The organism is Paraburkholderia fungorum, from assembly GCF_900099835.1.
Taxonomy (GTDB): Bacteria; Pseudomonadota; Gammaproteobacteria; order Burkholderiales; family Burkholderiaceae; genus Paraburkholderia; species Paraburkholderia fungorum_A.
Map to the genome: position 1 here is coordinate 3,290,942 of NZ_FNKP01000001.1, position 23,321 is coordinate 3,314,262.

The following is a 23,321-nucleotide window of genomic DNA, read 5'->3' on the forward strand; positions in this document are numbered from 1 at the left end:
TGACGACCCTCAGTTCGCCCTGCATAATCTCGCTTCTTTCGGCGAATTAGCTCAGTTGGTTAGAGCGACGGAATCATAATCCGCAGGTCCGGGGTTCGAGTCCCTGATTCGCCACCAGTTGCAAGAAAAAGCCGCTGATCCGCAAGGTTCAGCGGCTTTTTTGTTTTGGCCGTCCGGCTTTCGAAAACCGCAACGACTCTGCAACTTCAAGGAGGTTTCTTGATGACGTTCCGCACCGCCGCGCTTGCCGCGGCTACCGTCTCGATCACGCTATTCGGCGCGGCTTCCGCGCTCACCGTCCACGCGCAGTCCACGGCTGACAACCAGTGGCGCAGTTCGCCGCTTACGTTGTCGACGCTGCTTCAGGATGGCTACAAGATCGTCGCCGTGGTGAACAACGCGCAAAGCAGCAGCGGACCGGGCGACACGATTTTCGTCCAGCGCGATCAGAGCGCGTTCAAATGTATCGACCCGCAGCAAACGGATGCGAAGGCGCGAGCCGCGGCGTCGCCCGCCTGCTATGAACTGGTTCCGCCGTCAGGGGCGGCTTCGGGCACGGATTCGAAATAACCGCCTGGCGGCATTGGTTTGCCTTGGCCGCACGACCTGCGCCCCGAGCGGCGCAGGCCACGAACGCACGCGCATCGATCGACGCGTCACCTGTCGACAAGACGGCTCAAATTCCCGCGCACGCGCTGCAATAGCGCGATCAGCTGCTTCGCTTCTTCATCGCTGAAACCGTCGAGCGCTTCGAGCGCAACCTCGTCGCCCACCTTGCGCGCCGTGCCGAGCGTCCGCTCGGCCTTCGGCGTCATCCGCACCTGATGTTCCCGGCGATCCTGCGGATTCGCCACCCGCTCGATCCAGCCGCCCTCCACCATCCGGTCCACCAGACGGCCCGCCGAAATCGGCGCGACTTCGAGTAAATCAGCGAGACGCGCCTGGTTGACGTCGCCGTAATGCGCGAGGTAGGCCAGCACGCGGCACTGCGCGCGCGTCAGATCGACCGAGGACTTCGCGAGATCGTCGAAACGCTTGCCAGTCAGGCGGCCGACGTCGGAAATCAGAAAGCCGAAGCGCTCTTCGAGTTGGGTTTTCATGCGCGAATTATACGAGCGCGCTCCGAACCGTCAGCATCGGAGCATGCGTTATTCAGTCTCCGCATAAATCCCGATTGCGAGGATTTGCAGCGCTCATATACTAAGCATGCTTACTATATCGACGACCCCGCCCAGCCATGTCATCCGCCACCACGCCTGCGAGCGCAACCGCGCCCCTCAACCGGCCGATGATCACCCTCTCGATCATGCTCGCGACGCTGATCCAGACGCTCGACAGCACGATCGCCAACGTCGCGCTGCCGCACATGCAGGGCACGCTATCCGCGTCGCAGGATGAAATCACCTGGGTTCTCACGTCGTACATCGTCGCCGCAGCCATTGCCACGCCGCTCACGGGCTGGCTGTCGGACCGGCTCAGCGTCAAGCGGCTGCTGATCGTCGCGATCGGCGGCTTCACGGTGTCGTCGGCGCTGTGCGGTTTGTCGGAAACGCTGACGCAAATCGTCGCGTCGCGTTTGCTGCAAGGCGTTTTCGGGGCGTCGCTGGTGCCGCTGTCGCAGTCGATCCTGCTCGACATCAATCCGCGCGAAAAGCAGGGCCAGGCGATGGCCGTGTGGGGTATGGGCGTGATGGTCGGGCCGATTCTCGGGCCGACGCTCGGCGGCTGGCTGACCGACAGCTACAACTGGCGCTGGGTATTCTTTATCAACGTGCCGATCGGTGCGTTCGCGCTGTTCGGCGTGGCGACCTTCCTGCCGAGCCGCGAGCCGAAACACGACGTGAAGTTCGACGCGTTCGGCTTCATCACGCTCGGCCTGGCGATCGGCGCGTTGCAGGCGATGCTCGATCGCGGCGAGCAGCTCGACTGGTTCAGTTCGACCGAAATCGTCATCGAGGCGCTGCTGGCGTCGCTCAGTTTTGCGTTTTTCCTCGTGCACACGGCGACGGTCGGCGAAAAGTCGTTCTTCAAATACAAGCTGCTGAAGGACAGCAATTTCGCGACCGGCACGTTCTTCATCTTCGTGATCGGGGCGGTGATGTACGCGACGCGCGCGCTATTGCCGCCGATGCTGCAGAACCTGATGAACTATCCGGTCGCCACTACCGGCCTCGTCACCGCGCCGAGCGGGGCGGGCACGATGATCGCAATGCTGTTCGCGGGGCGCCTGCTGAAGCATGTCGACGCGCGGCTGCTGTTGCTGTCCGGCTTCGTGATTTCGGCGTTCGCGCTCTGGCAGATGATGCATTACACGATCGTGCTGTCGGCATCGGATATCGTGTGGCCCGGCGTGATTCAGGGCTTCGGGCTGGGTCTGGTATTCGTGCCGCTGAGCGCGCTCACGTTCTCGACGCTCACGCCCGCGTTGCGCGCGGACGGCACGGCGACTTATAGCCTGATGCGCAATATCGGCAGCAGTATCGGCATTTCGATTGTGCAGACGCTGATGACGCGCAACACACAGATTTCGCATGCCGACCTTGCCGCGAACATCACGCCGTTCAATCCGGCGGTCCAGCCGATGCTGAACAGCGGCTCGAATTACGACCTCGCGGTACTGAACGTGTCGATTACGCAGCAGGCGTCGATGATCGCGTATCTGAACGACTTCAAGTTGATGTTCCTGGCGACGCTTCTGGTGATTCCGCTATTGCTGCTGATCCGGCCCGCGCATAGGGCGCCGGATGCATCGGTGGCGCATGCGGCGATGGATTGAGCGGAGGAAGCGAGCCGTGGGGCAAATCCGGGATTGGCGGCGTGTGGCCCGGTTTTGCCTGGCACGCTTCAATAGCCCGACCGACGTCAGCGCTGCTGTCCTTCCCTACCCCTCGATCCGCCCACGCGTCACACCTAACAACCCCGCCATTGCCGCCCTCGCCGCGTCCGCATCCCGTGTGCGAATCGCTTCGAACACCGCCGTATGCTCAGCCAGCGACGCATTGAACACATCCGCGCGCTTCGCATTCAACCGAAGTTGCGCCTCCAGCGTTCGCTCGATCAGCGTACCCAACGGAATCAGCAACTCGTTGCTGCACGCGGTGAGCACGCTCAAATGGAATTGCAGATCGGCACGCACCCATTCGTCGACGTTGCGCGCGCCGACCATCGCAGCATGGGCGGACTCCAGCGCGCGGAACGTGTCGTCCGAGTACGAGGACGCAGCCAGCCCCGCTGCGTAAGGCTCGATCATCTCGCGCATTTCCTGCAGCTTCAGCGCAAACGCCATCGGCTCGGCCACCCGCGAATACCAGTCAAGCACGTCGACATCGAGCAGATTCCACGCGGGCTTCGGCCGCACGCGCGTGCCCACCCGCGGACGCGATTCGATCAGCCCTTTCGACGTCAGCGTGCGCAGCGCCTCGCGCAACACCGTGCGACTCACGCCGAATGTCTCCATTAACTCCGCCTCGCGCGGCAGGATCGACTCGGGCGCGTAGTCGCCGCGCAGAATCGCGGTGGCCAGCAAATGGGCGACGCGCCCATGCAGATCGTGCTGAATAGCTTTCTCCCGGCGTACCGATTTGGGGGTTGGTCTGAGATTGGAGGCAGCGTGTGCTGGCCACTATTTGGCGAATAATACTATTAATAGTATTTATGGGGGATTTTGTTGTAGCATAAGAATCCTCGAATCTTCGCAGGCGCGAAGCGCCGACTCTTATCAACCGGCCATAGCCATGGGGCCGGAATTAGCGCTGAAGTGCTAACTCCGGCCGACTTGCCACAGGCATGGGGCCGGAGTAAGCGCAAAAGCGCTAACTCCGGCCGACTTACCACAGGCATGGGGCCGGAGTAAGCGCTAAAGCGCTAACTCCGGCCGACACAGGAGACATACACCATGAAAATCACCAAGCTCGAAACCTTCATCGTCCCACCGCGCTGGTGCTTCCTGAAGATCGAGACTGACGAAGGTATCGTCGGCTGGGGCGAACCGGTCGTCGAAGGCCGCGCGCATACAGTCGCGGCGGCGGTCGAAGAACTGTCCGATTACCTGATCGGCAAAGACCCTCTGCTGATCGAAGACCATTGGCAGGTCATGTACCGCGCCGGCTTCTACCGTGGCGGCCCGATCACGATGAGCGCAATCGCCGGCGTCGACCAGGCACTGTGGGACATCAAGGGCAAGCACCACGGCGTGCCGATTCACGCGCTGCTGGGCGGCCAGGTGCGCGACAAAATCAAGGTGTATTCGTGGATCGGCGGTGATCGTCCGAGCGACGTCGCAAACAACGCGCGCGCCGTGGTCGAACGCGGCTTCAAGGCCGTGAAGATGAACGGCTCGGAAGAACTGCAGATCATCGACACCTTCGACAAGGTGCAGGGCGTCATCAACAACGTGGCGGCGGTGCGCGAGGCCGTGGGCCCGAACATCGGCATCGGCGTGGACTTCCACGGCCGTGTGCACAAGCCGATGGCGAAGGTGCTGGCCAAGGAACTCGACCCGTACAAGCTGCTCTTCATCGAAGAGCCGGTGCTGTCGGAAAACGCGGAAGCATTGCGTGACATCGTGAATCAGACCAACACGCCGATCGCTTTGGGCGAGCGCCTTTATTCGCGCTGGGACTTCAAGCACATCCTGTCGGGCGGTTACGTCGACATCATCCAGCCGGACGCGTCGCACGCGGGCGGCATTACCGAGTGCCGCAAGATCGCGTCGATGGCCGAAGCGTACGACGTCGCGCTCGCGCTGCACTGCCCGCTCGGGCCGATCGCGCTCGCCACCTGCCTGCAGATCGATGCGGTGAGCTACAACGCGTTCATCCAGGAACAGAGCCTGGGCATTCACTACAACCAGGGCAACGACCTGCTCGACTACATCAAGAACCCGGAAGTCTTCAAGTACGAAGACGGCTTCGTGTCGATTCCGCAAGGCCCGGGCCTTGGGATCGAGGTCAACGAAGAGAAGGTGCGCGAGATGGCCAAGGTCGGCCATCGCTGGCGCAATCCGGTGTGGCGCCATGAGGACGGCAGCGTCGCCGAATGGTAATCGCCTGAACCAACGCCGCCTGCGGGCGGCGTTTCGCTTTTATCGCGCGAGGCGGTCGGCAACACGCTTCGCACCGCGTTTCAACCCGCGAGCGATTCCGTTTGCAGCGACCGTGAGCGCCGCCAGAAATAACATCAAGAGGCTCACCTCAGTGGAGACAACCCACATCCAGATGCAGGCGACCGGCAAGCGCCATCGCCTGCTCGCCATGCTGTTCATCACCGTGGTCATCACGTATCTCGACCGCAGCAATCTGTCGATCGCCGCCACCGCCATCGCGCAAGACTTGCAACTCGACCCTGCGCAAATGGGCCTGGTGTTCTCCGCGTTCGGCTGGTCGTATGCGCTGCTGCAGATTCCCGGCGGCATGCTGGTCGACCGGACGCGTCCGCGGCTTCTGCTCGCGCTGGTCATCGGACTCTGGTCGCTCGCGACGATCCTGCAAGGCTTCGCGAGCGCGTTCGCGGTGCTGCTGTCACTGCGCGTGCTGCTCGGTGCACTCGAAGCGCCCGCCTATCCGACGCTCAACCGCGTCGTCACGACCTGGTTTCCCGATAGCGAGCGCGCCCGCGCCATTGCCAGCTATACGTCCGGCCAGTACGTCGGCCTGGCATTCCTGACGCCTGCGCTCGTGCTGACACAGCAACATTTCGGCTGGCAAGGCGTGTTCTTCCTGACGGGCGCGATCGGCGTCGTATGGGGGCTGGTCTGGTATGCGCTGTATCGCGAGCCGTCTGAAGCCAGCGGGATCAACGAGGCCGAACTCGACATGATTCGCGCGGGCGGCGGCCTGGTCGACCTGAGCGGATCGGGCGCGTCGGGCAACCCGCGTCAAGGCCGCACCCGCTACACCGCCGCCGACTGGCGTGCCGTGCTCGGCAACCGCAAGCTGTGGGGCGTGTACATCGGCCAGATCGCGGTGACGTCGACGCTCTGGTTCTTCCTGACCTGGTTCCCGACCTACCTGGTCAAGTACCGGCACATGGACTTCCTGAAGGTCGGCTTCATGGCAGCCGTGCCTTTTCTCGCCGCGTTCGTCGGCATCCTCGGTTCGGGGCTGCTGTCGGACTGGATGATCCGGCGCGGCGTGTCGGCCACGGTCGCGCGCAAGGTGCCGATCGTGACGGGGCTGCTGCTGTCCACGGCGATCGTCGGCGCGAACTATGTCGAGACGCCGGCGATGGTGATCCTGTTCATGGCGATCGCTTTCTTCGGCAGCGGCTTCTCGTCGATCACGTGGGTGCTGGTGTCGTCGATGGCGAAGAAGGAGTTGCTCGGCCTCACCGGCGGCATGTTCAACCTGATGGGCAATCTGTCGTCGATCTGCGTGCCGGTGGTGATCGGCTTCATCGTCAGGAATAGCGACTTCAAGCCCGCGCTGATGTTCATGAGCGCGGTCGGCGTGGTCGGCGCGCTGTCGTATCTGTTCCTCGTGGGCAAGATCGAGCGGATTCGCTGAGGGCGTTTTTCGGCTCCATTTGCGAAGTTTTAAGACCCCTCGCACGCGTTACGGCGACGTGACGCGCGGGGGCTCGCAGTAACGTAACATCCCGGACCAAAGCCACTGGAACACCCGTTTCACGGCCTTCTCCGAGGTTCTCACCGCTCCTCGCAAAGCCTTACCCACAAAGGCTTTCGCGCCGTTTGTTCGGCATCAGACATACACATGGCCCACTCCTTGCTCAAATGGATGCAAACAACATGTATCCGGGGAACATCATGGGCGAATTCCTTCCTGACTATCTGATCCGCGAACAGGCCGCTGTCGGCGCACTGGTGATGTTCGGCGTTCTGCGCATACTCGGCGCGGTGCTGGCTTATGAACGCGGCTGGCGCATCTCGGTAATCGAGAAATGCTTTATCGCGGCCGCGGTGGTGTACTGCCTGCCGCAGCTTTTCGATCTGCTCACGCATATGTACGGCTCGCGCGCTGCCGGCGCCGAACTGGAAGGCAAGGCCGCTGGCTGCGCGATCGCGCTGTTCTGCGCGCCGATCGTCGGACATCGGCTCGGCGTCGAGTAAGCGCGGTAAGCGCGGTAAGCGCGTCGCCACGCGAAGCCGATCATGCGATTGACCGACTTTTTCGGCCGCCGGACCAAACCGGTGTTTCGGCCCGGCGAAATTCTGAAGCTCCGGTCCGGCGGGCATCCGATGACCGCGACATGGAGCGGACCGGTGCTGTTCGCACCGGGCAACTGGCTGATCTGCCAATGGTTCAGCGACGCAGGCGAACTGCAACAGGAAATGTTTCCGGAGGAGACTCTGGAACGGGTGAGACGCGACGTGCGCGCCGCCTGAAGAGGCAGTAACGGATGCTGGCCACCGCCAGGCGACCGTGTGTATTGCGCCGCCGGCTTTTGCCGTGCGGCGCTTTTTTTGGCTTGTGACTTCTGCGGGGAGCGGGATGAGTAGATGTGTCGCGCAGCGTGGCCGCAGTGAACGCGCGTGACGGTTGCAGAATTGATGCATGCCGGGCGCATGCGCGAGGCAGCGCGCGGTCTTCGCAGCATGCGATGCAGCACACGCCACGGCACGCCCGTCACGTCACGCCGGCGAACTACTCCTACCCCAACGACGCAAACGCCGGCACGCTGTGCGACAGCACAGCCGCCGCGACGAACACGCCGATCATCGCCAGTGCTTCGAGGTACAGCACGTTGACGAACGTGTGCGCGTCCATCGTCGATGCCGTGCGGCGCAGGCGCGGCAGCGCCGAGAAACGGTTCAGACCGCCAAGCACAAGCGCCAGCGCGACCAGCGCGAGCTTGAGCGTCAACACATGTCCCCAGGTGCTGAACTGGATCGCTTCGAGCGATCCACCCGAACCACGCAGCGCGTTGAAGACGCCCGACACCAGCACCAGCACGACCGCCACCACCGACACGTTCGACACCTGCGTCGCCGTGCGGATCAACATGCCGCGCGCCGTCGACGTACCGAGCGCGGGCAGCACCGTCAGCCCCGCCGCGATTGCCAGGCCGCCCCACACGCTCGTGACCAGCACGTGCAGCGTTTGCATGCCGATCGCCGCCGAGGCGATCCCGGCATCGGCTGCGTGACCGAGCGATGCCTTGCCCGCCGCGACCACGATCACCGCCAGCCACAGCAGCGCGTTGCGCAACATGCCCGTGTGGCTGGCCATGGCCGTGCCGAGCAACATCAGCGCACCGACGAACGCGACGGTCCAGCCATAGCCGACGTGCGTTTGGGTCAGCACGGTGGGCAGCACGCCGAAAGCGGCGGGCAACGCGACGCCGGCCATCGACGCCGCCTGATACAGAAGCCAGCCGAGATCCGCGAGCACCAGCACGACGGTGGCGATCAGCATGGAACGTTGCGCCCGCAACCACGCGAGGCGCGCGGGCGAGACCTTCTGCTGCGCGTCCTTGGCGAGCCACGCGGCCAGCAGCGCCGAACCGACGGCGAACGCAAACGCGATATTCATGAGCGCGGCCATGGCGACCTGCCCGATCCAGAGTCCGTCGAAGCTCATTTGATGTTGAAAGCGAAGTCACCCTGAGTACGGTGGCCGTCCGTGGCAACCGCAACCCAATGCACCGCGTAGCGGCCCGCAGTCAACTGCGACAATGCGAGGCGCATAACCTTCGCGTCCTTCGCATCGACTTCAGATGCATTGGGCACCGCTTCCTTGCCGTTTGCATCGTCGAGAGTGATCTTGCTGAAAGCCGGTTCGAGCGGCTCGGTGAAATGAATCGTGACGGCCGCGGGGGCCGCGACTTCGGCGTTCGCAGCCGGCTCGCTCGACATCAGATGCGCGTGCGCAAAAGCCGTGGACGTCACAACCAGCGCCGCGGCGCCGAGCATCAACGCACGCAGCGCCGAACGGGAAAATTGGAATAGCTTCATGTAATACCGATAGCTGATGAACAGGGGAACAGTGAGTGTCGACGCGGGCTGACCCGCACCGGTGAGCGCCCGGCGAGCCCGGAAGTGTACGCTTCGATAGCGCTCGCGGGCATCGGTTCAACCCGCATTGTTGAGAACGGCAAAAGGCACGACCATTGCAACATGGATCGCGTGGACAAAATTGAGACTGTGGGTGTACCGTTGCAGCGACACTTGGCTGCAAACTGTTCACGCGACAATCTGTCGCATGGTTGTAACAGCCGGGGCATTCTCTCCTGCGGCAAATAGTCACTATTAGTCGCCAATGATAGAATGCTGCGTCGCCGCAGCGCCGGCTGCCCTTAACACCGAACCGCCTCGAAGTTCGGTCAGGTCCCCGTTCTGATGGAGTTACGCGTGTCTTCTAGACGCCTTTTCCGCCCGCTGCTGGCCCTGTTGCTGATCGGCTCTGCGGGTGTCTATAGCGCTGCAAAAGCGCAGACTCAACCGAAGGCCCCTGACACGATGGCAGCGCGCGTGCAAGGGTGTACGGCCTGCCACGGCACTCACGGTCAAGGCACCGACAACGACTACTTCCCACGCCTCGCGGGCAAGCCGGCCGACTATCTGTTCAACCAGTTGCAGAACTTCCGCGAAGGGCGTCGCAAGTACCCGCCCATGAATTACCTCGTCACGTACCTTTCGGACGACTATCTTCATCAGATCGCCACTTACTTCTCGCAACAGCGTCCGCCCTACCCGCCGCCGGCCAAACCGACGGTGTCGTCGGCCACGCTGGCGCGCGGCCAGCAGATCGTGCTGAACGGCGACGCAGGAAAACAGATTCCGGCCTGCGCGGCTTGCCACGGCAAGGCGCTCACGGGTATGGAGCCGGCTATCCCGGGTCTGGTTGGCCTGCACGCCGACTACATCAGCGCGCAGCTCGGCGCGTGGCGCTCGGGCTCGCGACATGCCATCGCGCCTGATTGCATGCACACCATCGCCACCCGCCTCACCGACGACGACGTGAACGCCGTCGCTTCGTGGCTTGCCACGCAGCAGGCTCCACAGAACCCCGTGCCGGCTCCGGCTCGCTCGATGAAGACTCCGCTTGCCTGCGGCAGCGAACCTCAATAAGCCGCCGGGAGAGACATTCAAATGAAACGCAAGTCTTTGTTCGCCCTCTCGGCAGTCGTGGTAGTCGCGGCCGCCGCACTCGTTCCCGTCCTGTGGTCGGGCGGCGACCACATGCACAGCGGCGAGGCCATGGCAGCAGCGCCCGCCGACCAGGCCGACCTGATCAAGAAGGGCGAGTACCTCGCGCGCGCCGGCGACTGTATCGCCTGCCACACGGTTCGCGGCGGCAAGCAGTTTGCCGGCGGTCTGCCCATGGCTACACCGTTCGGCACGATGTTCACGCCGAACATCACACCCGACGACCAGTACGGCATCGGCAAGTGGACCCAGGACGACTTCTACCGCGCGATGCACACCGGCCGCTCGAAAGACGGCAGCCTGCTGTATCCGGGCTTCCCGTTCACGAGCTACACGAAGGTCACGCGCGCCGACGCGGACGCGATCTACGCGTACCTGCGCTCGGTCACGCCGGTCAACGTGCCGAGCCGTCCGCATGAACTCAAATTCCCGTTCAACCAGCGCAACATGCTGATCGGCTGGCGCACGCTGTTCTTCCGTGAAGGCGAATTCAAGCCGGACCCGACCAAGTCGGTCGAGTGGAACCGTGGCGCGTACCTGATCGAAGGCTTGGGCCATTGCGGCATGTGCCACACGTCGATCAACGCAATGGGTGGTCCGGTCAGTTCGGCGGCGTTCGCCGGCGGCCTGATCCCGCTGCAGAACTGGTACGCACCGTCGCTTACGTCGAACCGTGAAGCTGGTCTAGGCGACTGGGAACTCCAGGACATCGCCGACCTGCTGAAGACCGGCGTGTCGAACCGCGGCGCAGTGTTTGGTCCGATGGCTGAAGTGGTTCACAACAGCCTGCAATACATGACGGACGAAGACATCAAGGCGATGGCGACGTATCTGAAGACGATTCCGCAGAAGAGCGAGGCGCCGGAGCCGCTGCAGCTCGAAACGTCGGAAAAGTTCGGCGGCGAACTGTTGAAGCAAGGTCAGAAGATCTACGCTGACAACTGCGCGAAATGCCACGCGGAAAACGGCCTCGGCCAACCGCCGGCGTTCCCGCCGCTCGCGAACAACCAGTCGATCCAGATGCCGTCGGCGGTCAACCCGATCCGCATGGTGCTGAACGGCGGTTATCCGCCGAGCACGGAAGCCAACCCGCATCCGTACGGCATGCCGCCGTTCGCGCAAGCGTTGTCGAACACGGAAGTGGCGGCGGTTGTGACGTACATCCGTATGTCGTGGGGCAACCACGGTACGCCTGTTTCGCCGCAGCAAGTGTCCGATCTGCGTTCGGCGCCGCTCGACTAACCAGCGCCAGTTGCACCTGGGGCGCGGCCTGCGGAAACGCGGCCGCGCCCTTCGTTTTTTCAGGACCGTCGCGGGACCGGTATCATGTGGGTATTTACCCTTATGAAATCGCGCAGGAGGATGAGCCGTGCATGTCGGTGAGCGTTTCAACAGCATTACCCACCTCGTCGGCGCCGTGCTGTCGGTGGCTGGGCTTGTTGCGCTCGTCACGATGGGCGCGCTCGCCGGCGACGCGTACAAGGTGGTCAGCTTCAGCGTGTACGGGGCGATGCTGTTCGTGCTGTATGCTATCTCGACGCTTTACCACAGCGTGCGCAGCCCGCGTCTGAAAGCGGTTCTACAGAAATGCGACCATTCGGCGATCTACCTGCTGATCGCCGGCAGCTACACTCCGTTCACGCTTGTCACGTTGCGCGGGCCATGGGGCTGGTCGTTATTCGGCGTAAGCTGGGGGCTCGCAGTCCTCGGTATCGTGCAGGAACTGACGCTCGGGCGACGCACCCGCAGCGTTTCGATGGTGCTGTATGTCCTGATGGGATGGCTCGCGCTCGTTGCCGTCCACCCTCTGCTGCATGCCTTACCGGCAGCGGGTACCGCCTGGCTCGTGGCCGGCGGGGTCATCTACAGCGCCGGCATCTACTTCTTCATCAACGACGAGCGCATCCGGCATGGACATGGTATCTGGCACCTGTTCGTTCTGGCAGGCAGTCTGTGTCAATTCGTCAGTGTTGCGCGCTATGTCGCGTGACACCCCCACGGCGGCGAAATGCAACTTAACGCCAGTCAACGTGTCTGCATAGCGCGTTGAAGCATTCGGCACGCATTTGCGCGTGCCGCCGATTTCTCAGCGAACGGAACTGGGTTTTGGCCTCGAACATGCCGTACAGGCGTGTTCATGCGGCATTGATGCCGGCCAGCACCCAGATGTGCCATTCGCGAAACTGCATTGCAAAGAGCATTTATGTCTTTTGATTCCCTCGGCTTGTCCGAACCGTTGGTCCGCGCTGTAAACGAACTCGGCTACACCACTCCGACTCCGATCCAGACGCAGGCAATCCCGGCTGTGCTCAACGGCGGCGATCTGCTGGCCGGCGCGCAGACCGGCACCGGCAAGACCGCCGGTTTCACGCTGCCCATCCTGCAGCGTCTCCATTCGATGCCCGCCGTCGCCACGGCTTCGGGCAAGCGCGCAGTGCGCGCGCTGATCCTCACGCCGACGCGTGAACTCGCCGCGCAGGTCGAGGAAAGCGTGCGCGCATATGGCAAGTATCTGAAGCTGAAGTCGACGGTCATGTTCGGCGGCGTCGGCATCAATCCGCAGATCGGCGCATTGCGCAGCGGCGTGGACATCGTCGTCGCGACGCCGGGCCGTTTGCTCGACCACATGCAGCAGAAGACCATCGACCTGTCGCATCTCGAGATTCTCGTGCTCGACGAAGCCGACCGGATGCTCGACATGGGCTTCATCCACGACATCAAGCGTGTGCTGGCCAAGCTGCCGCCGAAGCGCCAGAACCTGCTGTTCTCGGCCACCTTCTCCGACGAGATCAAAACACTCGCCGACAACCTGCTCGACTCGCCGGCGCTGATCGAAGTGGCGCGCCGCAATACGACGGCGGAAACGGTCGCGCAAAAGATTCACCCGGTCGACCGCGACAAGAAGCGCGAGCTGCTCACGCATCTGATCAAGCAGCACAACTGGTTCCAGGTGCTGGTGTTCACGCGCACGAAGCATGGCGCGAACCGGCTTGCCGAGCAACTGAGCAAGGACGGTATCAGCGCGCTTGCGATTCACGGCAACAAGAGCCAGTCGGCGCGTACGCGCGCGCTGGCCGAGTTCAAGGACGGCACGCTGCAGGTGCTGGTCGCGACTGACATCGCGGCTCGCGGGATCGATATCGATCAACTGCCGCACGTGGTCAACTTCGATCTGCCGAACGTGCCGGAAGACTACGTGCACCGTATCGGCCGTACCGGTCGTGCCGGTGCGACGGGCGAAGCGGTGTCGCTGGTTTGCGTCGACGAACTGCAGTTGCTGAAGGACATCGAGAAGCTGATCAAGCGCCCGGTGCCGCAAGAAGTGATCGCCGGTTTCGAACCGGACCCGACCGCGAAGCCGGAGCCGATTCTGCGTCGCGGCCAGGGCGGCGGCGGTGGCGGTGGTGGCGGTCGTTCGCCGCGTCAGGGGCAAGGTGCGCCGAAGCGTGATGGCGCTGCGGCTGCAAAGCCCGCGCAACGTTCGGGACAACGTCCGTCGAATGGTCAGCAGCCGCGTCCGCAGGGTGCGAAGCCAGCCGGTCAGGGTGGCAATGGTGGCCAGGCTGGTCAAGCTCGCCGCGACGGTCAGCGTCATGACGATCGGCCGCGTGCTGTTGCCCACGAAGGCAGCGCTGCGCAACATGCGCCGCGCAAGCCGCAGGGTGGCAAGCCGCAAGGCAGCAATCCGGGTGCGTTGCTGGGCGGTGCGAAGCCGCGTAACGACGCGCCGCGTGGTGGTCAGCCGACCCGTAGCGGTCAGCGCGGGCGCTAAGTCTCTCAAGGCTTGCCGGGACGCTTAGGCCCGGCAAGCTGCTTAAGTCTTTAAGCCGTCGCCAGTCAGCCTGGCGTTACCGGCCAGCCGCAGCAGCGGCTTGTTTCAGGTGCTCGATCTGCCGTTCCCATCGATCGAGCACCGCCTTCCTCTCCCCTTCCAGCTCAAACGTCACACCACTCGTCAGACGCGCATATCGCACGCTCTGCGCCTCCGCTGTGTCGATCGAACCGGCCAGATAGACCAGTCCACTGTCGTCGCCAGTCACCGCCGCGAGCGGCGTGACCCGCAGTTGCACCTGATAGAAAGCCTCATCGCAAACGAAGCTCAGCGCGGCGCGGCCGTGTTGCGCAATCGCGCGCGTCGCGCGTGCCTGCGGCCACAACGCGAAGCACAGCGTGCGCGAATCAGGCGCGTACAACTCGCCGACACCCAGCAACGACGTCCGCACATGACCGTTCGCATCCACCGTCAGCAGCGACGCCGTGAAGCCCGTCTTGCTTTCAAGCGACGATCCGTCGAATAACGCGCGTACGGCGTCGGGCCATTCATCGAACACATGCTGATCGAGCGGACGTTGGGGGGCGGGAGAATCGCTCATGCTATCGATCCGGTTTGAAATTGACGAAGCTCAATCATGCCTCGAAAAAACAATGGCCCGCGAAGAAGCGGGCCATTGTCATTCATCTTCGCGTTTAAATCGAAAGCTCAGCGGAAGAACACATGCTGCGTAATCTTCGCGAGCGGATAGTGCACGCCCGGTTGAATCCGCGCCGGTAGATCAAGCGGCTTGAGCAGCATCTTCACGCACATATCAGCGGACAGATTGCGCCGCACCAACGCATTGATTCGCGCCGCGCGGTCGCGGTTATACGCCGAGTCGTTGATTCGTTCAGGATAGCGAACCGCGAACACATGCCGCAACGCGATCTCCGAATCTTCGTTCTTGATTTCCATGACACGGCGCATCAACGCGCCGAGCACCGCGAGCCGGCCATTGCCTTCGATCTTGTTGTACTTCTTGAAGAACTTGAAAAAGTGCTTGTAGTGACGGACTTCGTCAGTGCGGATGTTGTCGGTGATCTGCTTGAGCACCGGGTCGTCTGAACATTCGCCGATCGCGCGATACAACGTGGCCGTGCCGGTTTCCACCACGCAGCGCGCGACCATTTCGAGCGCCCGGGTCTTTTCGAAATCTTCCACCGAGCAGGTCAGCGAATACTCTTCCATGAATTGACTGAACGCAGTGTCCCAGTCGAATTCGGGCCACACGTACGCGATATATGTCTTCAGCGCGCGCCCGTGCTGCATTTCTTCCGGCTCCCATTCGTGATTGAGCCAGGCAGAAACTTCAGGGTCGTCGTGGAAAAAAGTGCTCAGATTGCTGGTGTAAAGATCAGTGCCGCTTTCAATAAACGAAGACGCGCAAAGCAGTAAAAGCAGGTCTTCATTCGCGACAGCCTTCTGCCGATCAATGCGGGTGAGGTCGATGTCCTCGATCCGCCAGGGCATGACATGGTTCAGCTCTGTGTGCATCGTGTCTTGCTCCGAAAACCGTACCGACTCGTGGAGCGCGTTCGTGACGCCCGCTCGCACGAAGGCGTTTCGCCATGTCGGATACAGCGCCTTGAATTAGAGTTAACCCCTTGTATCTTGCATCTTAGCCGGTGTTTCACAACTCTGCAGATAACCCAGCACAGACCATGCCGGAGGGTTCCAGTTCCAATTTGCAAGTAGGAGAAAGCTTCGGTTGGCGCCACACGTCGCGCGCGGCAGGCAAAAAAAAGCCAGCTCGGAAGCTGGCTTGAGTCTGGTTTGTCACACCCCGTAATGATTGTGGTGCGAACTGCGGCCTTCGTCTTCAGGCAGGCTGGGTGCCTCGCGTCACGCGCACACCGCGCATGCGCCACGCGACGATGATCAGCGAGATGCCCGACAGCACCGCCGCCAGCAGTACGTAATAACTTGGCGCGAGTTTGTCGCCGGTCAAATGGATGAAGGTTTCGACAATCGTCGGCGCAAAGCCGCCGAAGATCGTCACGCCGATGCTGTAACCAATCGAAAGACCGGTCGAGCGCACTTGCGTCGGGAAGATTTCGGACATCAATGCGGGCATCGGTCCCGAGTAAGCGGCCTTGAAAATACCGGCGACAGCCTGGAGCAACATCAGCGAGCCGATCGTCGGATGAGACTGGAGCCACGCGAACATCGGATAAATCAACACACCCATCAGGATCGACGTGGTCAGCATGATGCGAATCCGGCCGATGCGGTCGGACAACGCGCCCATCACCGGCGACAGGATGAACTGCAGGCTGCCGTTGAGCACGACCACGGCAAACGACGCCGCCGCCGACATATGCAACTGTTTGACCGCATACATTGGCATGTAAAGCTGCAACACGTAAACGCCGACCGTCGACTGCGCGACGATGCCGATCGCGAGCAGCAGGTTGACCCACTGGTTCGCGAACGAAGCGTCCTTCACCTCACTCGCGGCTGGCCGCTCGCCGGCCGCTTCGCGGGCTTCACGCGCCTTTTGCATCGCGAGGAATTCCGGCGTTTCGTCCAGATGCGAGCGGATGTAGTAACCCACCGGCCCGACCAGCAAACCGAACACGAACGGAATCCGCCAGCCCCAGCTATTGAGTTGCTCGGGCGGCAGCCACGCGGTCAGCAGCGAGCCGAAAGCAGCGGCGGTGATCGCCGCCAGCCCCTGGCTTGCGAACTGCCAGCTCGCGTAATACCCGCGACGCGACGCGCTGTGTTCGACCATGAACGCCGTCGCGCTGCCGAACTCGCCGCCCACGGCGAAGCCTTGCACGAGACGCGCGAGCAGGATCAACAGCGGCGCGGCAAGACCGATCGACGCATACGGCGGCATCACCGCCATCGCGAAGGTGCCGACCATCATCAGCGCGATGGCGAGCGTCAGCGCTGCCTTGCGGCCCTTGCGGTCGCCGTAGATGCCGAGCACCACGGCGCCGAGCGGGCGCATCAGGAATGAGATGCCGAAGGTCGCGATGGCGAGCAGCGTCGAGAGCCACTCGTCCTGCATCGGGAAAAACTGTTTGGCGATGATCGTCGCGAAATAGCCGTAGACCAGAAAGTCGAACCATTCGAGCGCGTTGCCGACCGACGACGAAAACACGATCCGCCGCACTACCGCTTTAGAAAGCGGTGCGGCCGACGCGGCATGAGGGGAAGCTGCCGCCAGTGGCGACGGGGGGCTTTGCATGATGTCTCCTGCTTTTATCTGATGCTTGATGCCTGATGACGCGTGTGAGCGCCCGGCTGTGGCTTGGGTGACAAGCGGTGAACCTGGAGCACGCGGTCGCGCTCCGGGTTTGTTTTTCGTGCAATAGGGGTGCTTTGGGTCGAAGTTCGGTAGTGCGCTTGCGAGCGCCGGCGGGTTGAACTGCTACATCAACCGCGCTCGGGCAGCCTTGGCGCGCGTGGCTCTGGAGAGACGCAGCCGTCGCGTAACCGTTCTGAGCGCCCCGCTGACCGCTACCTGCAAGCGACGCCCAACTGGAAGCAACAGCGCAGCCGCCGAATGCGGACGAAGGCAGCGAGCCCAATCAACCCTCTCATCCGCCATCGCCGCAACCGCACCCGCACCACGCGAATCGCTTAAAACCCAGCCGCCAATCCATCACGACGACTATCGCTAGCCGCCACATAGCCACGCTCCGGCTCGTTGCGATCGAGCTTCCAGATGTATTGGCCCGAGCCGAAATCCATATACGGATCGTCGACCGACTTGATCACGTGGCCCAGCTTCTGCAGCGCCTCAGCCGTCTTCGGATTGAGCGTCGATTCGATGTCGATCGTGAAATCGCGGTTGACCTTCCAGCGCGGCGCGTCGCATGCGGCCTGCGGCTGCTGACCGTAGTCGAGCATTCGCACGATGGATTGCAAGTGCCCTTGCGGCTGCATGTCGCCGCCCATCACGCCGAAGCTCATCACCGCTTCCTGCTGGCCGTTCACCTGCTGCGTCAGGAACGACGGGATGATCGTGTGGAACGGCCGCTTGCCGCCTTCCACCACGTTCGGCGACTTCGGGTCCATCGAGAAGCCGCAGCCACGGTTCTGCATGGCGATGCCGCTATCCGGCACGACGATGCCCGAGCCGAAGCCCATGTAGTTCGACTGGATGAAGCTGACCATCATGCCGCGCTCGTCCGCCACCGACATGTAGATCGTGCCGCCCGCCTTCGGCATGCCGAAATCGAATTGCGTCGCGCGCTTGTGGTCGATCAGCTTCGCGCGCGACGTCAGGTACGCGTCGTCGAGCATCTGTTCGGGCGTGACGTCCATCGAACGCGGGTCGGCGACGTAGCGATACACGTCGGCGAACGCCAGCTTCATTGCTTCGATCTGCAAATGCTGCGACTCGACGTTATCGACGGTCATTTCCTTCACGTCGAATTTTTCGAGGATGCCCAGCGCGATCAGCGCCGCGATGCCCTGCCCGTTCGGCGGAATCTCATGCACGGTGTGGCCGCGATATTCCTTGCCGATCGGCTCGACCCAGTCCGCGCGATAGTTGCGCAGATCGTCGAGCGTCAATGCCGCGCCGCCTTCGCGCGCAAATGCGGCGATCTGCTCGGCGATCTCGCCTTCGTAATACGCGCGCGGGCCTTGTTCGGCGAGCTTGCGCAGCGTCTTCGCGTGACCGGGGAAGCGCACGAGTTCGCTCACTTCCGGCGCGCGTCCGCGCGGCATGAAGGTTTGCGCGAAGCCCGGCAGATCCTTCAGTTCGGGCACGGCGGCGGCCCACTTATAGGCGACGATGCTCGCCACCGCGTGACCGCGCTCGGCGATTTCAATCGCCGGTTCCATCAGATCCGCGAACGGCAACGTGCCGAATTTCTGATGCAGCGCTTCCCAGCCAGCGATCACGCCCGGCACCGTCACCGCGTCCCAGCCGCGCTTGGGTTGCTTCGCGAGACCGTTTTCCTCGCCGTACTTCTGCTTGAAGTAATCCACGTTCCACGCTGCGGGCGACACGCCCGACGCGTTCAAACCATGCAGCTTCTTGCCGTCCCAGACCAGCGCGAACGCGTCGCCGCCAAGGCCGCAAGAAACCGGTTCGACAACCGTGATGGCTGCGGCCGCTGCGATTGCCGCATCGACGGCATTGCCGCCTTTCCACAGCATGCGCAGGCCGGCTTGCGCGGCCAGTGGATGCGAAGTCGAAACGATGTTGCGCGCGAACACGGGCAGACGCGGTGTCGGGTAAGGGTTTTGCCAGTTGAAGCCAGTCATGTCGAGCACTCTCAAAAGCGCGGCCCGGCTTTGAGAAAACGCCGGAAACCATGGGAACGTGTAAAAGGCGGGTAAGGCTCGCGTAAAACGCGGAACCCCGGATTGCAGCGCGAACCGGCCCAAAAAACAAATTCATTTATCTAATGAATAAATGCGCAAATTGTCTGAATGGGTCGCGGCCCGCGCGTTCTTGACCACCGCAGGTCTTATGGATGTCGCATGAGTTGGCGGACAACGCGGTCGATGGTCTTACAATACGCTCCATCCCCGTTCTCGCGCTGTGCACGCAGTACGCGGCTTCCGGCTCAGCGTATCGCGCCGGCGTCATGCAGCGCCGATAAAAACCCACGTTTTCGAGACCCATGACCCGAGACCCCCGCCTGACTCTCAACGCCCGGCAACAGGAACTGCTGGAGTGGGTGCAACGCGACGGCTTCGTAACCGTGGACGACCTCGCGGCCCACTTCGATGTGACGCCGCAGACGATCCGCCGCGACGTCAACTGGCTCGCCGACATGAACCTGCTGCGCCGTTATCACGGCGGTGCGAGCCTGCCCACCAGTTCCGAGAACGTCTCGTACACGGCGCGTCAGCGGATGTTCCACGAAGAGAAGCGGCGCATTGCGGCGCTAGTGGCCACTCACATTCCCGACCAGGCGTCGCTGTTCATCAACCTCGGCACCACGACCGAAGAAGTTGCCCGCGCGCTCAACCGGCATCGCGGCTTGCGCGTGATCACCAACAATCTGAACGTCGCCAGCATGATGAGCGGCTATCCAGATTGCGAAGTGCTGGTGACAGGCGGCATCGTGCGGCCTTGGGACAAGGGAATCGTTGGCGAACTGGCGATCGACTTCATCCGCCAGTTCAAGGTGGATTTCGCGATCATCGGCACGTCGAGCATCGAAACGGACGGCACGCTGCGCGACTTCGACACGCGCGAAGTGCGCGTGGCCGAAGCAATCATCCAGCATGCACGCACCGTCTTCCTCGCCGCCGATAACTCGAAATTCGGCCGCCCCGCGCTGGTTCGCCAGGGTCATCTCGATCAGATCGACGCGCTGTTCACCGACATCGCCCCGCCGCCCGACATGACCGAAACGCTCACCGCCGCCAACTGCCAGGTGTACGTCGCCGGATAGTTTGTCTGCCGCTATCGGCCATGCTGCAGCGCACGCGAAACTTCGAGTGAAATCAAGCTTCTGGCCGCGACTGCAAACCGCCGCCCGCGCCCCGCTTTGTCAAAGGGAAAATTTTCTGGGGCCGCTTTGGTGTTTAACGTGCGGTTGACTACACTCCAGTTCCCTGGCGTGTGTTCCGCATTCTGCGTAGCGCCGGTTGCGTGAATCTGTCGTGTAAGCCGTACTTCCCGCCTGATCCTCTAGCGGACTCACTGGCCCTTCGCCAGTTGCCGGCAAGGCTGTCCGCGTTTGTCTGACATGGAGAGAACGATGCTGAGTCCGCATGAATTCGCCACGTTGTTGCTCGTCAAAGACGCCCCCAATCAGGTCGACATGGCGCGAGAAGAACTCGACGCGCTACTCGAACGCCAGTTAGTGCAACTCGAACGGCTCGCATCGGGAAACGAACAATGGCGCGTGACGGAAACCGGCGATAGCGCATTGCGGGCGATCAAGCGGCTTTCCTGAGACATTTCTGATTTTTTCTGATTGCGTGGGCGCGCGGACGCTGCTTCCTTCGAAAGCGGCGGCTGTTTGGTTATGCGCAAGCCAACCCACAACTGCAAGGCAGAAACGTCTGCTGAAATTGCGTCACGCGCTTTCAGCCTTTTTAGTTTGCTTCGTATTCTTCGTGCGAGCAGGCCGCCAATAATGGCGGCCGTTTTGTTGCGGCTTGAGCCGCAACAGCCCGTCAGCCCGATCGCAACGTCGGATCAACCGTCGACCGCCAGCTCAGCGCCTTAGCCCGCTGAGCGGTGAAAAAATCCACCCATTGATTGCGCACCTGCGGATCGGTGCTCATGCCCTCGCTCGCATGGCGCTGCGCGATCGACGCCTGAAACGCGCAGAAATCCTCCTTCGACAACCTCCCACGCCGGTTCGCCACATACGCATCGAAAAACGCCGCGTAGACGTTTTGCGCGTCGGGGCCGTAGTCGACCGTTTGCGGACTGCACATCTGCTGCAACGCCTCGAACGACGTCGCACCCCGAGTGCCCTCCAGGCTTGGCGAGCTGACGCATCCCGCTAGAAGCGCTGCCGCGCCGATCATCGAAAGTCCACGCATTGATTCACCTCGAAATGGCTGCTGCCCGAGAGTATCGTCCGCGGCCGGGTGTTGCGCCACTGTCGCAGATAACTCTTAGGCTGCGCGAGTAACCCAACCGAACTTTACTTTTTCGAATATGTTCATTAAAGTTCGAAAACGAACACGACTTGTTCGCGAGTCTCGTTCACTATGCTTCTTCAAGCCCCCATTCCAGATTCAACGCAAGGACCCAGCAGGTGACGCAAGGCTCGAAATACGATTTGCTCGTCGTAGGCGGCGGGATCAACGGCGCAGGCATCGCTCGCGATGCAGCGGGCCGCGGCCTGTCGGTATTGCTCTGCGAACAGGACGATCTGGCCGCGCACACATCGTCGGCGAGTACCAAGCTGATTCACGGCGGCTTGCGCTACCTCGAATACCGCGAGTTCGGGCTGGTGCGCAAAGCGCTGCAGGAACGCGAAACGCTGCTGCGCGCCGCGCCGCACATCATGTGGCCGCTGCGTTTCGTGATGCCGCACATGCCCGATCTGCGCCCGGCCTGGCTGATCCGCGCAGGACTTTTTCTATACGATCACCTCGCCAAACGCGAACTGCTGCCGGGTTCGCGCGGCATTTCAATGCAGAAGCATCCGGCCGGCGCACCGCTGGTCGATAGCATCAAGCGCGGCTTCGTCTATTCGGACGGCTGGGTCAACGACGCACGGCTGGTCGTGCTCAACGCGCTGGACGCCCAGGAACACGGCGCGACCATCCTCACGCGCACCCGGCTGGTCAGCGCTGTGCGCGTGGGCGGCGAATGGCGCGCGCAACTCCGCCGCGCGGACGGCACGACGCTCGACGTGCGTGCCGCGTCTATCGCAAACGCGGCCGGTCCATGGGTCGGCGAACTGCTGCACGGCGCGCTCGGCCGCAAGTCGTCGCATAGCGTGCGGCTCGTCAAAGGCAGCCACATCGTCACGCGCCGCCTGTTCGAACACGACCACGCGTACATCTTCCAGAACCCGGACAAGCGGATCATCTTCGCGATTCCGTACGAACACGACTACACGCTGATCGGCACGACCGATCTCGAATATCGCGGCGATCCGTCGAAAGTGGCGATCAACGGCGAAGAAACGCAGTACCTGTGCGACTCGATCAACCGCTACTTCAAGCAGAAGATTTCGCCCGCCGATGTGCGCTGGACCTATTCGGGCGTGCGTCCGCTGCTCGAGGATGAAGGCGCGGACAACCCGTCGGCGGTCACGCGCGACTACTCGCTCGAACTCGATGCACCTGCCGGCGAAGCACCGTTGCTGTCGGTGTTCGGCGGTAAAATCACGACCTTTCGCAAGCTGGCTGAAGAAGCCGTCGACAAGCTGGCCGGCGCGCTGCGCAACGAAACGCCCGCGTGGACGGTCGGTGCGCCATTGCCCGGCGGCGATATTCCGAACGCGAATTTCGAGCGTTTCCTGACCGAACTCAAGCAGCAGCATTCGTGGTTGCCCGCCGATCTCGCTCATCGCCTCGCGCGCGCTTACGGTACGCGCGTCAAGCAGGTAATCGGCAACGCGCGCTCGCTGACCGATCTCGGTCACGCGTTCGCGCCGGGTCTTTACGAAACCGAGCTGATTTATCTGCGCGATGTCGAATGGGCGCGGAGCGCTCAGGATGTGCTGTGGCGTCGTTCGAAACTCGGTCTGCATGTCGAGCCGGGCACGCTTGATTCGGTCACGCAGACTATCGACGGCTGGTTCGCGCGCCAACCGGTGCGGCAAAGCGCTTAGTTGCGTGGTCGGCGGGTCGGCGTGATGCGGGCAGGACGCGGGCGTGGGCGCCAAGCGGCTCCGGGTTCAGACACAAGCTGGTTGTTCGATCGCCCTCAGGCAATCGAACGGCCAGCGCGAACCGGATCACCTCACAGCAGCCTTCGCGCCGAACGAACCGGGCCAGAACGCACGAATC

At 62.5% G+C, this 23,321-nt stretch carries 22 protein-coding genes and 1 tRNA gene; 14 read left to right on the top strand and 9 right to left on the bottom strand.

The annotated features are described in order from the left end of the window. Positions 1 to 40: 40 nt before the first annotated feature. Positions 41 to 117: transfer RNA gene (locus tag BLS41_RS14550), tRNA-Met, on the top strand. A 105-nt stretch (positions 118 to 222) separates the two neighbouring features. Further along, positions 223 to 570: a hypothetical protein gene (locus tag BLS41_RS14555; protein ID WP_074765626.1), complete on the top strand. Its 348-nt coding sequence runs from the start codon at positions 223 to 225 to the stop codon at positions 568 to 570. A gap of 86 nt (positions 571 to 656) precedes the next feature. Here the strand turns inward: BLS41_RS14555 and BLS41_RS14560 are convergent, their stop codons facing one another. Next, complete coding sequence (locus BLS41_RS14560; RefSeq protein WP_074765628.1) at positions 657 to 1,100, bottom strand: MarR family winged helix-turn-helix transcriptional regulator; 444 nt, start codon at positions 1,098 to 1,100, stop codon at positions 657 to 659. 137 nt (positions 1,101 to 1,237) lie between these two features. Between BLS41_RS14560 and BLS41_RS14565 the strand changes: the two genes are divergently transcribed. Continuing rightward, positions 1,238 to 2,776, top strand: coding sequence for a DHA2 family efflux MFS transporter permease subunit (locus tag BLS41_RS14565; protein ID WP_074765632.1), 1,539 nt, complete (start codon positions 1,238 to 1,240; stop codon positions 2,774 to 2,776). A gap of 105 nt (positions 2,777 to 2,881) precedes the next feature. Here the strand turns inward: BLS41_RS14565 and BLS41_RS14570 are convergent, their stop codons facing one another. Continuing rightward, positions 2,882 to 3,559: a FadR/GntR family transcriptional regulator gene (locus BLS41_RS14570; protein WP_074765634.1), complete on the bottom strand. Its 678-nt coding sequence runs from the start codon at positions 3,557 to 3,559 to the stop codon at positions 2,882 to 2,884. 336 nt (positions 3,560 to 3,895) lie between these two features. Between BLS41_RS14570 and dgoD the strand changes: the two genes are divergently transcribed. The 4 genes from dgoD to BLS41_RS14590 all read left to right on the top strand — a co-directional run bounded on the left by dgoD (position 3,896) and on the right by BLS41_RS14590 (position 7,342). After that, positions 3,896 to 5,044 carry a galactonate dehydratase gene (gene dgoD, locus BLS41_RS14575; RefSeq protein WP_074765636.1) on the top strand — a complete coding sequence of 383 codons (1,149 nt, stop codon included), beginning with the start codon at positions 3,896 to 3,898 and terminating at the stop codon, positions 5,042 to 5,044. A 151-nt stretch (positions 5,045 to 5,195) separates the two neighbouring features. Continuing rightward, positions 5,196 to 6,503, top strand: coding sequence for an MFS transporter (locus tag BLS41_RS14580; protein WP_436971984.1), 1,308 nt, complete (start codon positions 5,196 to 5,198; stop codon positions 6,501 to 6,503). Between the two features lie 260 nt (positions 6,504 to 6,763). Next, positions 6,764 to 7,066 (top strand): hypothetical protein, encoded by a 303-nt coding sequence (locus BLS41_RS14585; protein WP_074766548.1) that lies wholly within the window; start codon positions 6,764 to 6,766, stop codon positions 7,064 to 7,066. Between the two features lie 42 nt (positions 7,067 to 7,108). After that, entirely contained in the window at positions 7,109 to 7,342 is a 234-nt protein-coding gene (locus BLS41_RS14590) for a YodC family protein (RefSeq protein ID WP_074765642.1), read from the top strand. A 265-nt stretch (positions 7,343 to 7,607) separates the two neighbouring features. On the opposite strand, the gene BLS41_RS14595 is transcribed toward BLS41_RS14590, so the two are convergent. Continuing rightward, positions 7,608 to 8,537, bottom strand: coding sequence for a CopD family protein (locus BLS41_RS14595; protein ID WP_074765644.1), 930 nt, complete (start codon positions 8,535 to 8,537; stop codon positions 7,608 to 7,610). Continuing rightward, the gene (copC, locus tag BLS41_RS14600; RefSeq protein WP_074765646.1) at positions 8,534 to 8,911 is read right to left on the bottom strand and encodes a copper homeostasis periplasmic binding protein CopC; all 378 of its coding nucleotides are present in this window, start codon (positions 8,909 to 8,911) and stop codon (positions 8,534 to 8,536) included. Before copC ends, BLS41_RS14595 begins: the two co-directional genes overlap by 4 nt. Before the next feature lie 384 nt (positions 8,912 to 9,295). Here copC and BLS41_RS14605 point away from each other — a divergent pair, with 384 nt between their 5' ends. From BLS41_RS14605 to BLS41_RS14620, 4 genes are all read left to right on the top strand, one after another. Beyond that, positions 9,296 to 10,027: a c-type cytochrome gene (locus tag BLS41_RS14605; RefSeq protein WP_074765648.1), complete on the top strand. Its 732-nt coding sequence runs from the start codon at positions 9,296 to 9,298 to the stop codon at positions 10,025 to 10,027. Positions 10,028 to 10,048: 21 nt separating this feature from the next. Continuing rightward, positions 10,049 to 11,347: a c-type cytochrome gene (locus tag BLS41_RS14610; RefSeq protein WP_074765650.1), complete on the top strand. Its 1,299-nt coding sequence runs from the start codon at positions 10,049 to 10,051 to the stop codon at positions 11,345 to 11,347. 127 nt (positions 11,348 to 11,474) lie between these two features. After that, on the top strand, positions 11,475 to 12,095 hold the full coding sequence (gene trhA / locus BLS41_RS14615) for a PAQR family membrane homeostasis protein TrhA (RefSeq protein WP_074765652.1): 621 nt from the start codon (positions 11,475 to 11,477) through the stop codon (positions 12,093 to 12,095). Positions 12,096 to 12,308: 213 nt separating this feature from the next. Then, positions 12,309 to 13,877 (top strand): DEAD/DEAH box helicase, encoded by a 1,569-nt coding sequence (locus BLS41_RS14620; RefSeq protein ID WP_074765654.1) that lies wholly within the window; start codon positions 12,309 to 12,311, stop codon positions 13,875 to 13,877. 76 nt (positions 13,878 to 13,953) lie between these two features. Here BLS41_RS14620 and BLS41_RS14625 read toward each other — a convergent pair whose 3' ends face one another. The 4 genes from BLS41_RS14625 to ggt all read right to left on the bottom strand — a co-directional run bounded on the left by BLS41_RS14625 (position 13,954) and on the right by ggt (position 19,148). Next, positions 13,954 to 14,478, bottom strand: a complete 525-nt coding sequence (locus BLS41_RS14625; RefSeq protein WP_074765656.1) for a pyridoxamine 5'-phosphate oxidase family protein — start codon at positions 14,476 to 14,478, stop codon at positions 13,954 to 13,956. A 107-nt stretch (positions 14,479 to 14,585) separates the two neighbouring features. Further along, positions 14,586 to 15,413 (bottom strand): ferritin-like domain-containing protein, encoded by an 828-nt coding sequence (locus BLS41_RS14630; RefSeq protein WP_074765658.1) that lies wholly within the window; start codon positions 15,411 to 15,413, stop codon positions 14,586 to 14,588. Between the two features lie 325 nt (positions 15,414 to 15,738). Further along, complete coding sequence (locus BLS41_RS14635) at positions 15,739 to 17,115, bottom strand: MFS transporter (protein ID WP_074765659.1); 1,377 nt, start codon at positions 17,113 to 17,115, stop codon at positions 15,739 to 15,741. Between the two features lie 395 nt (positions 17,116 to 17,510). Continuing rightward, positions 17,511 to 19,148 (bottom strand): gamma-glutamyltransferase, encoded by a 1,638-nt coding sequence (ggt, locus tag BLS41_RS14640; protein WP_074765661.1) that lies wholly within the window; start codon positions 19,146 to 19,148, stop codon positions 17,511 to 17,513. Positions 19,149 to 19,510: 362 nt separating this feature from the next. Between ggt and BLS41_RS14645 the strand changes: the two genes are divergently transcribed. Both BLS41_RS14645 and BLS41_RS14650 read left to right on the top strand, forming a co-directional pair. Beyond that, a complete protein-coding gene (locus BLS41_RS14645) occupies positions 19,511 to 20,290 on the top strand; it encodes a DeoR/GlpR family DNA-binding transcription regulator (RefSeq protein WP_074765664.1) in 780 nt (259 codons plus the stop codon). 309 nt (positions 20,291 to 20,599) lie between these two features. Then, positions 20,600 to 20,797 (top strand): hypothetical protein, encoded by a 198-nt coding sequence (locus BLS41_RS14650; RefSeq protein WP_074765666.1) that lies wholly within the window; start codon positions 20,600 to 20,602, stop codon positions 20,795 to 20,797. A gap of 223 nt (positions 20,798 to 21,020) precedes the next feature. On the opposite strand, the gene BLS41_RS14655 is transcribed toward BLS41_RS14650, so the two are convergent. Beyond that, the gene (locus tag BLS41_RS14655; RefSeq protein ID WP_171910230.1) at positions 21,021 to 21,395 is read right to left on the bottom strand and encodes a hypothetical protein; all 375 of its coding nucleotides are present in this window, start codon (positions 21,393 to 21,395) and stop codon (positions 21,021 to 21,023) included. A 218-nt stretch (positions 21,396 to 21,613) separates the two neighbouring features. Between BLS41_RS14655 and glpD the strand changes: the two genes are divergently transcribed. After that, entirely contained in the window at positions 21,614 to 23,143 is a 1,530-nt protein-coding gene (gene glpD, locus BLS41_RS14660; protein ID WP_074765668.1) for a glycerol-3-phosphate dehydrogenase, read from the top strand. Positions 23,144 to 23,321: the final 178 nt, after the last annotated feature.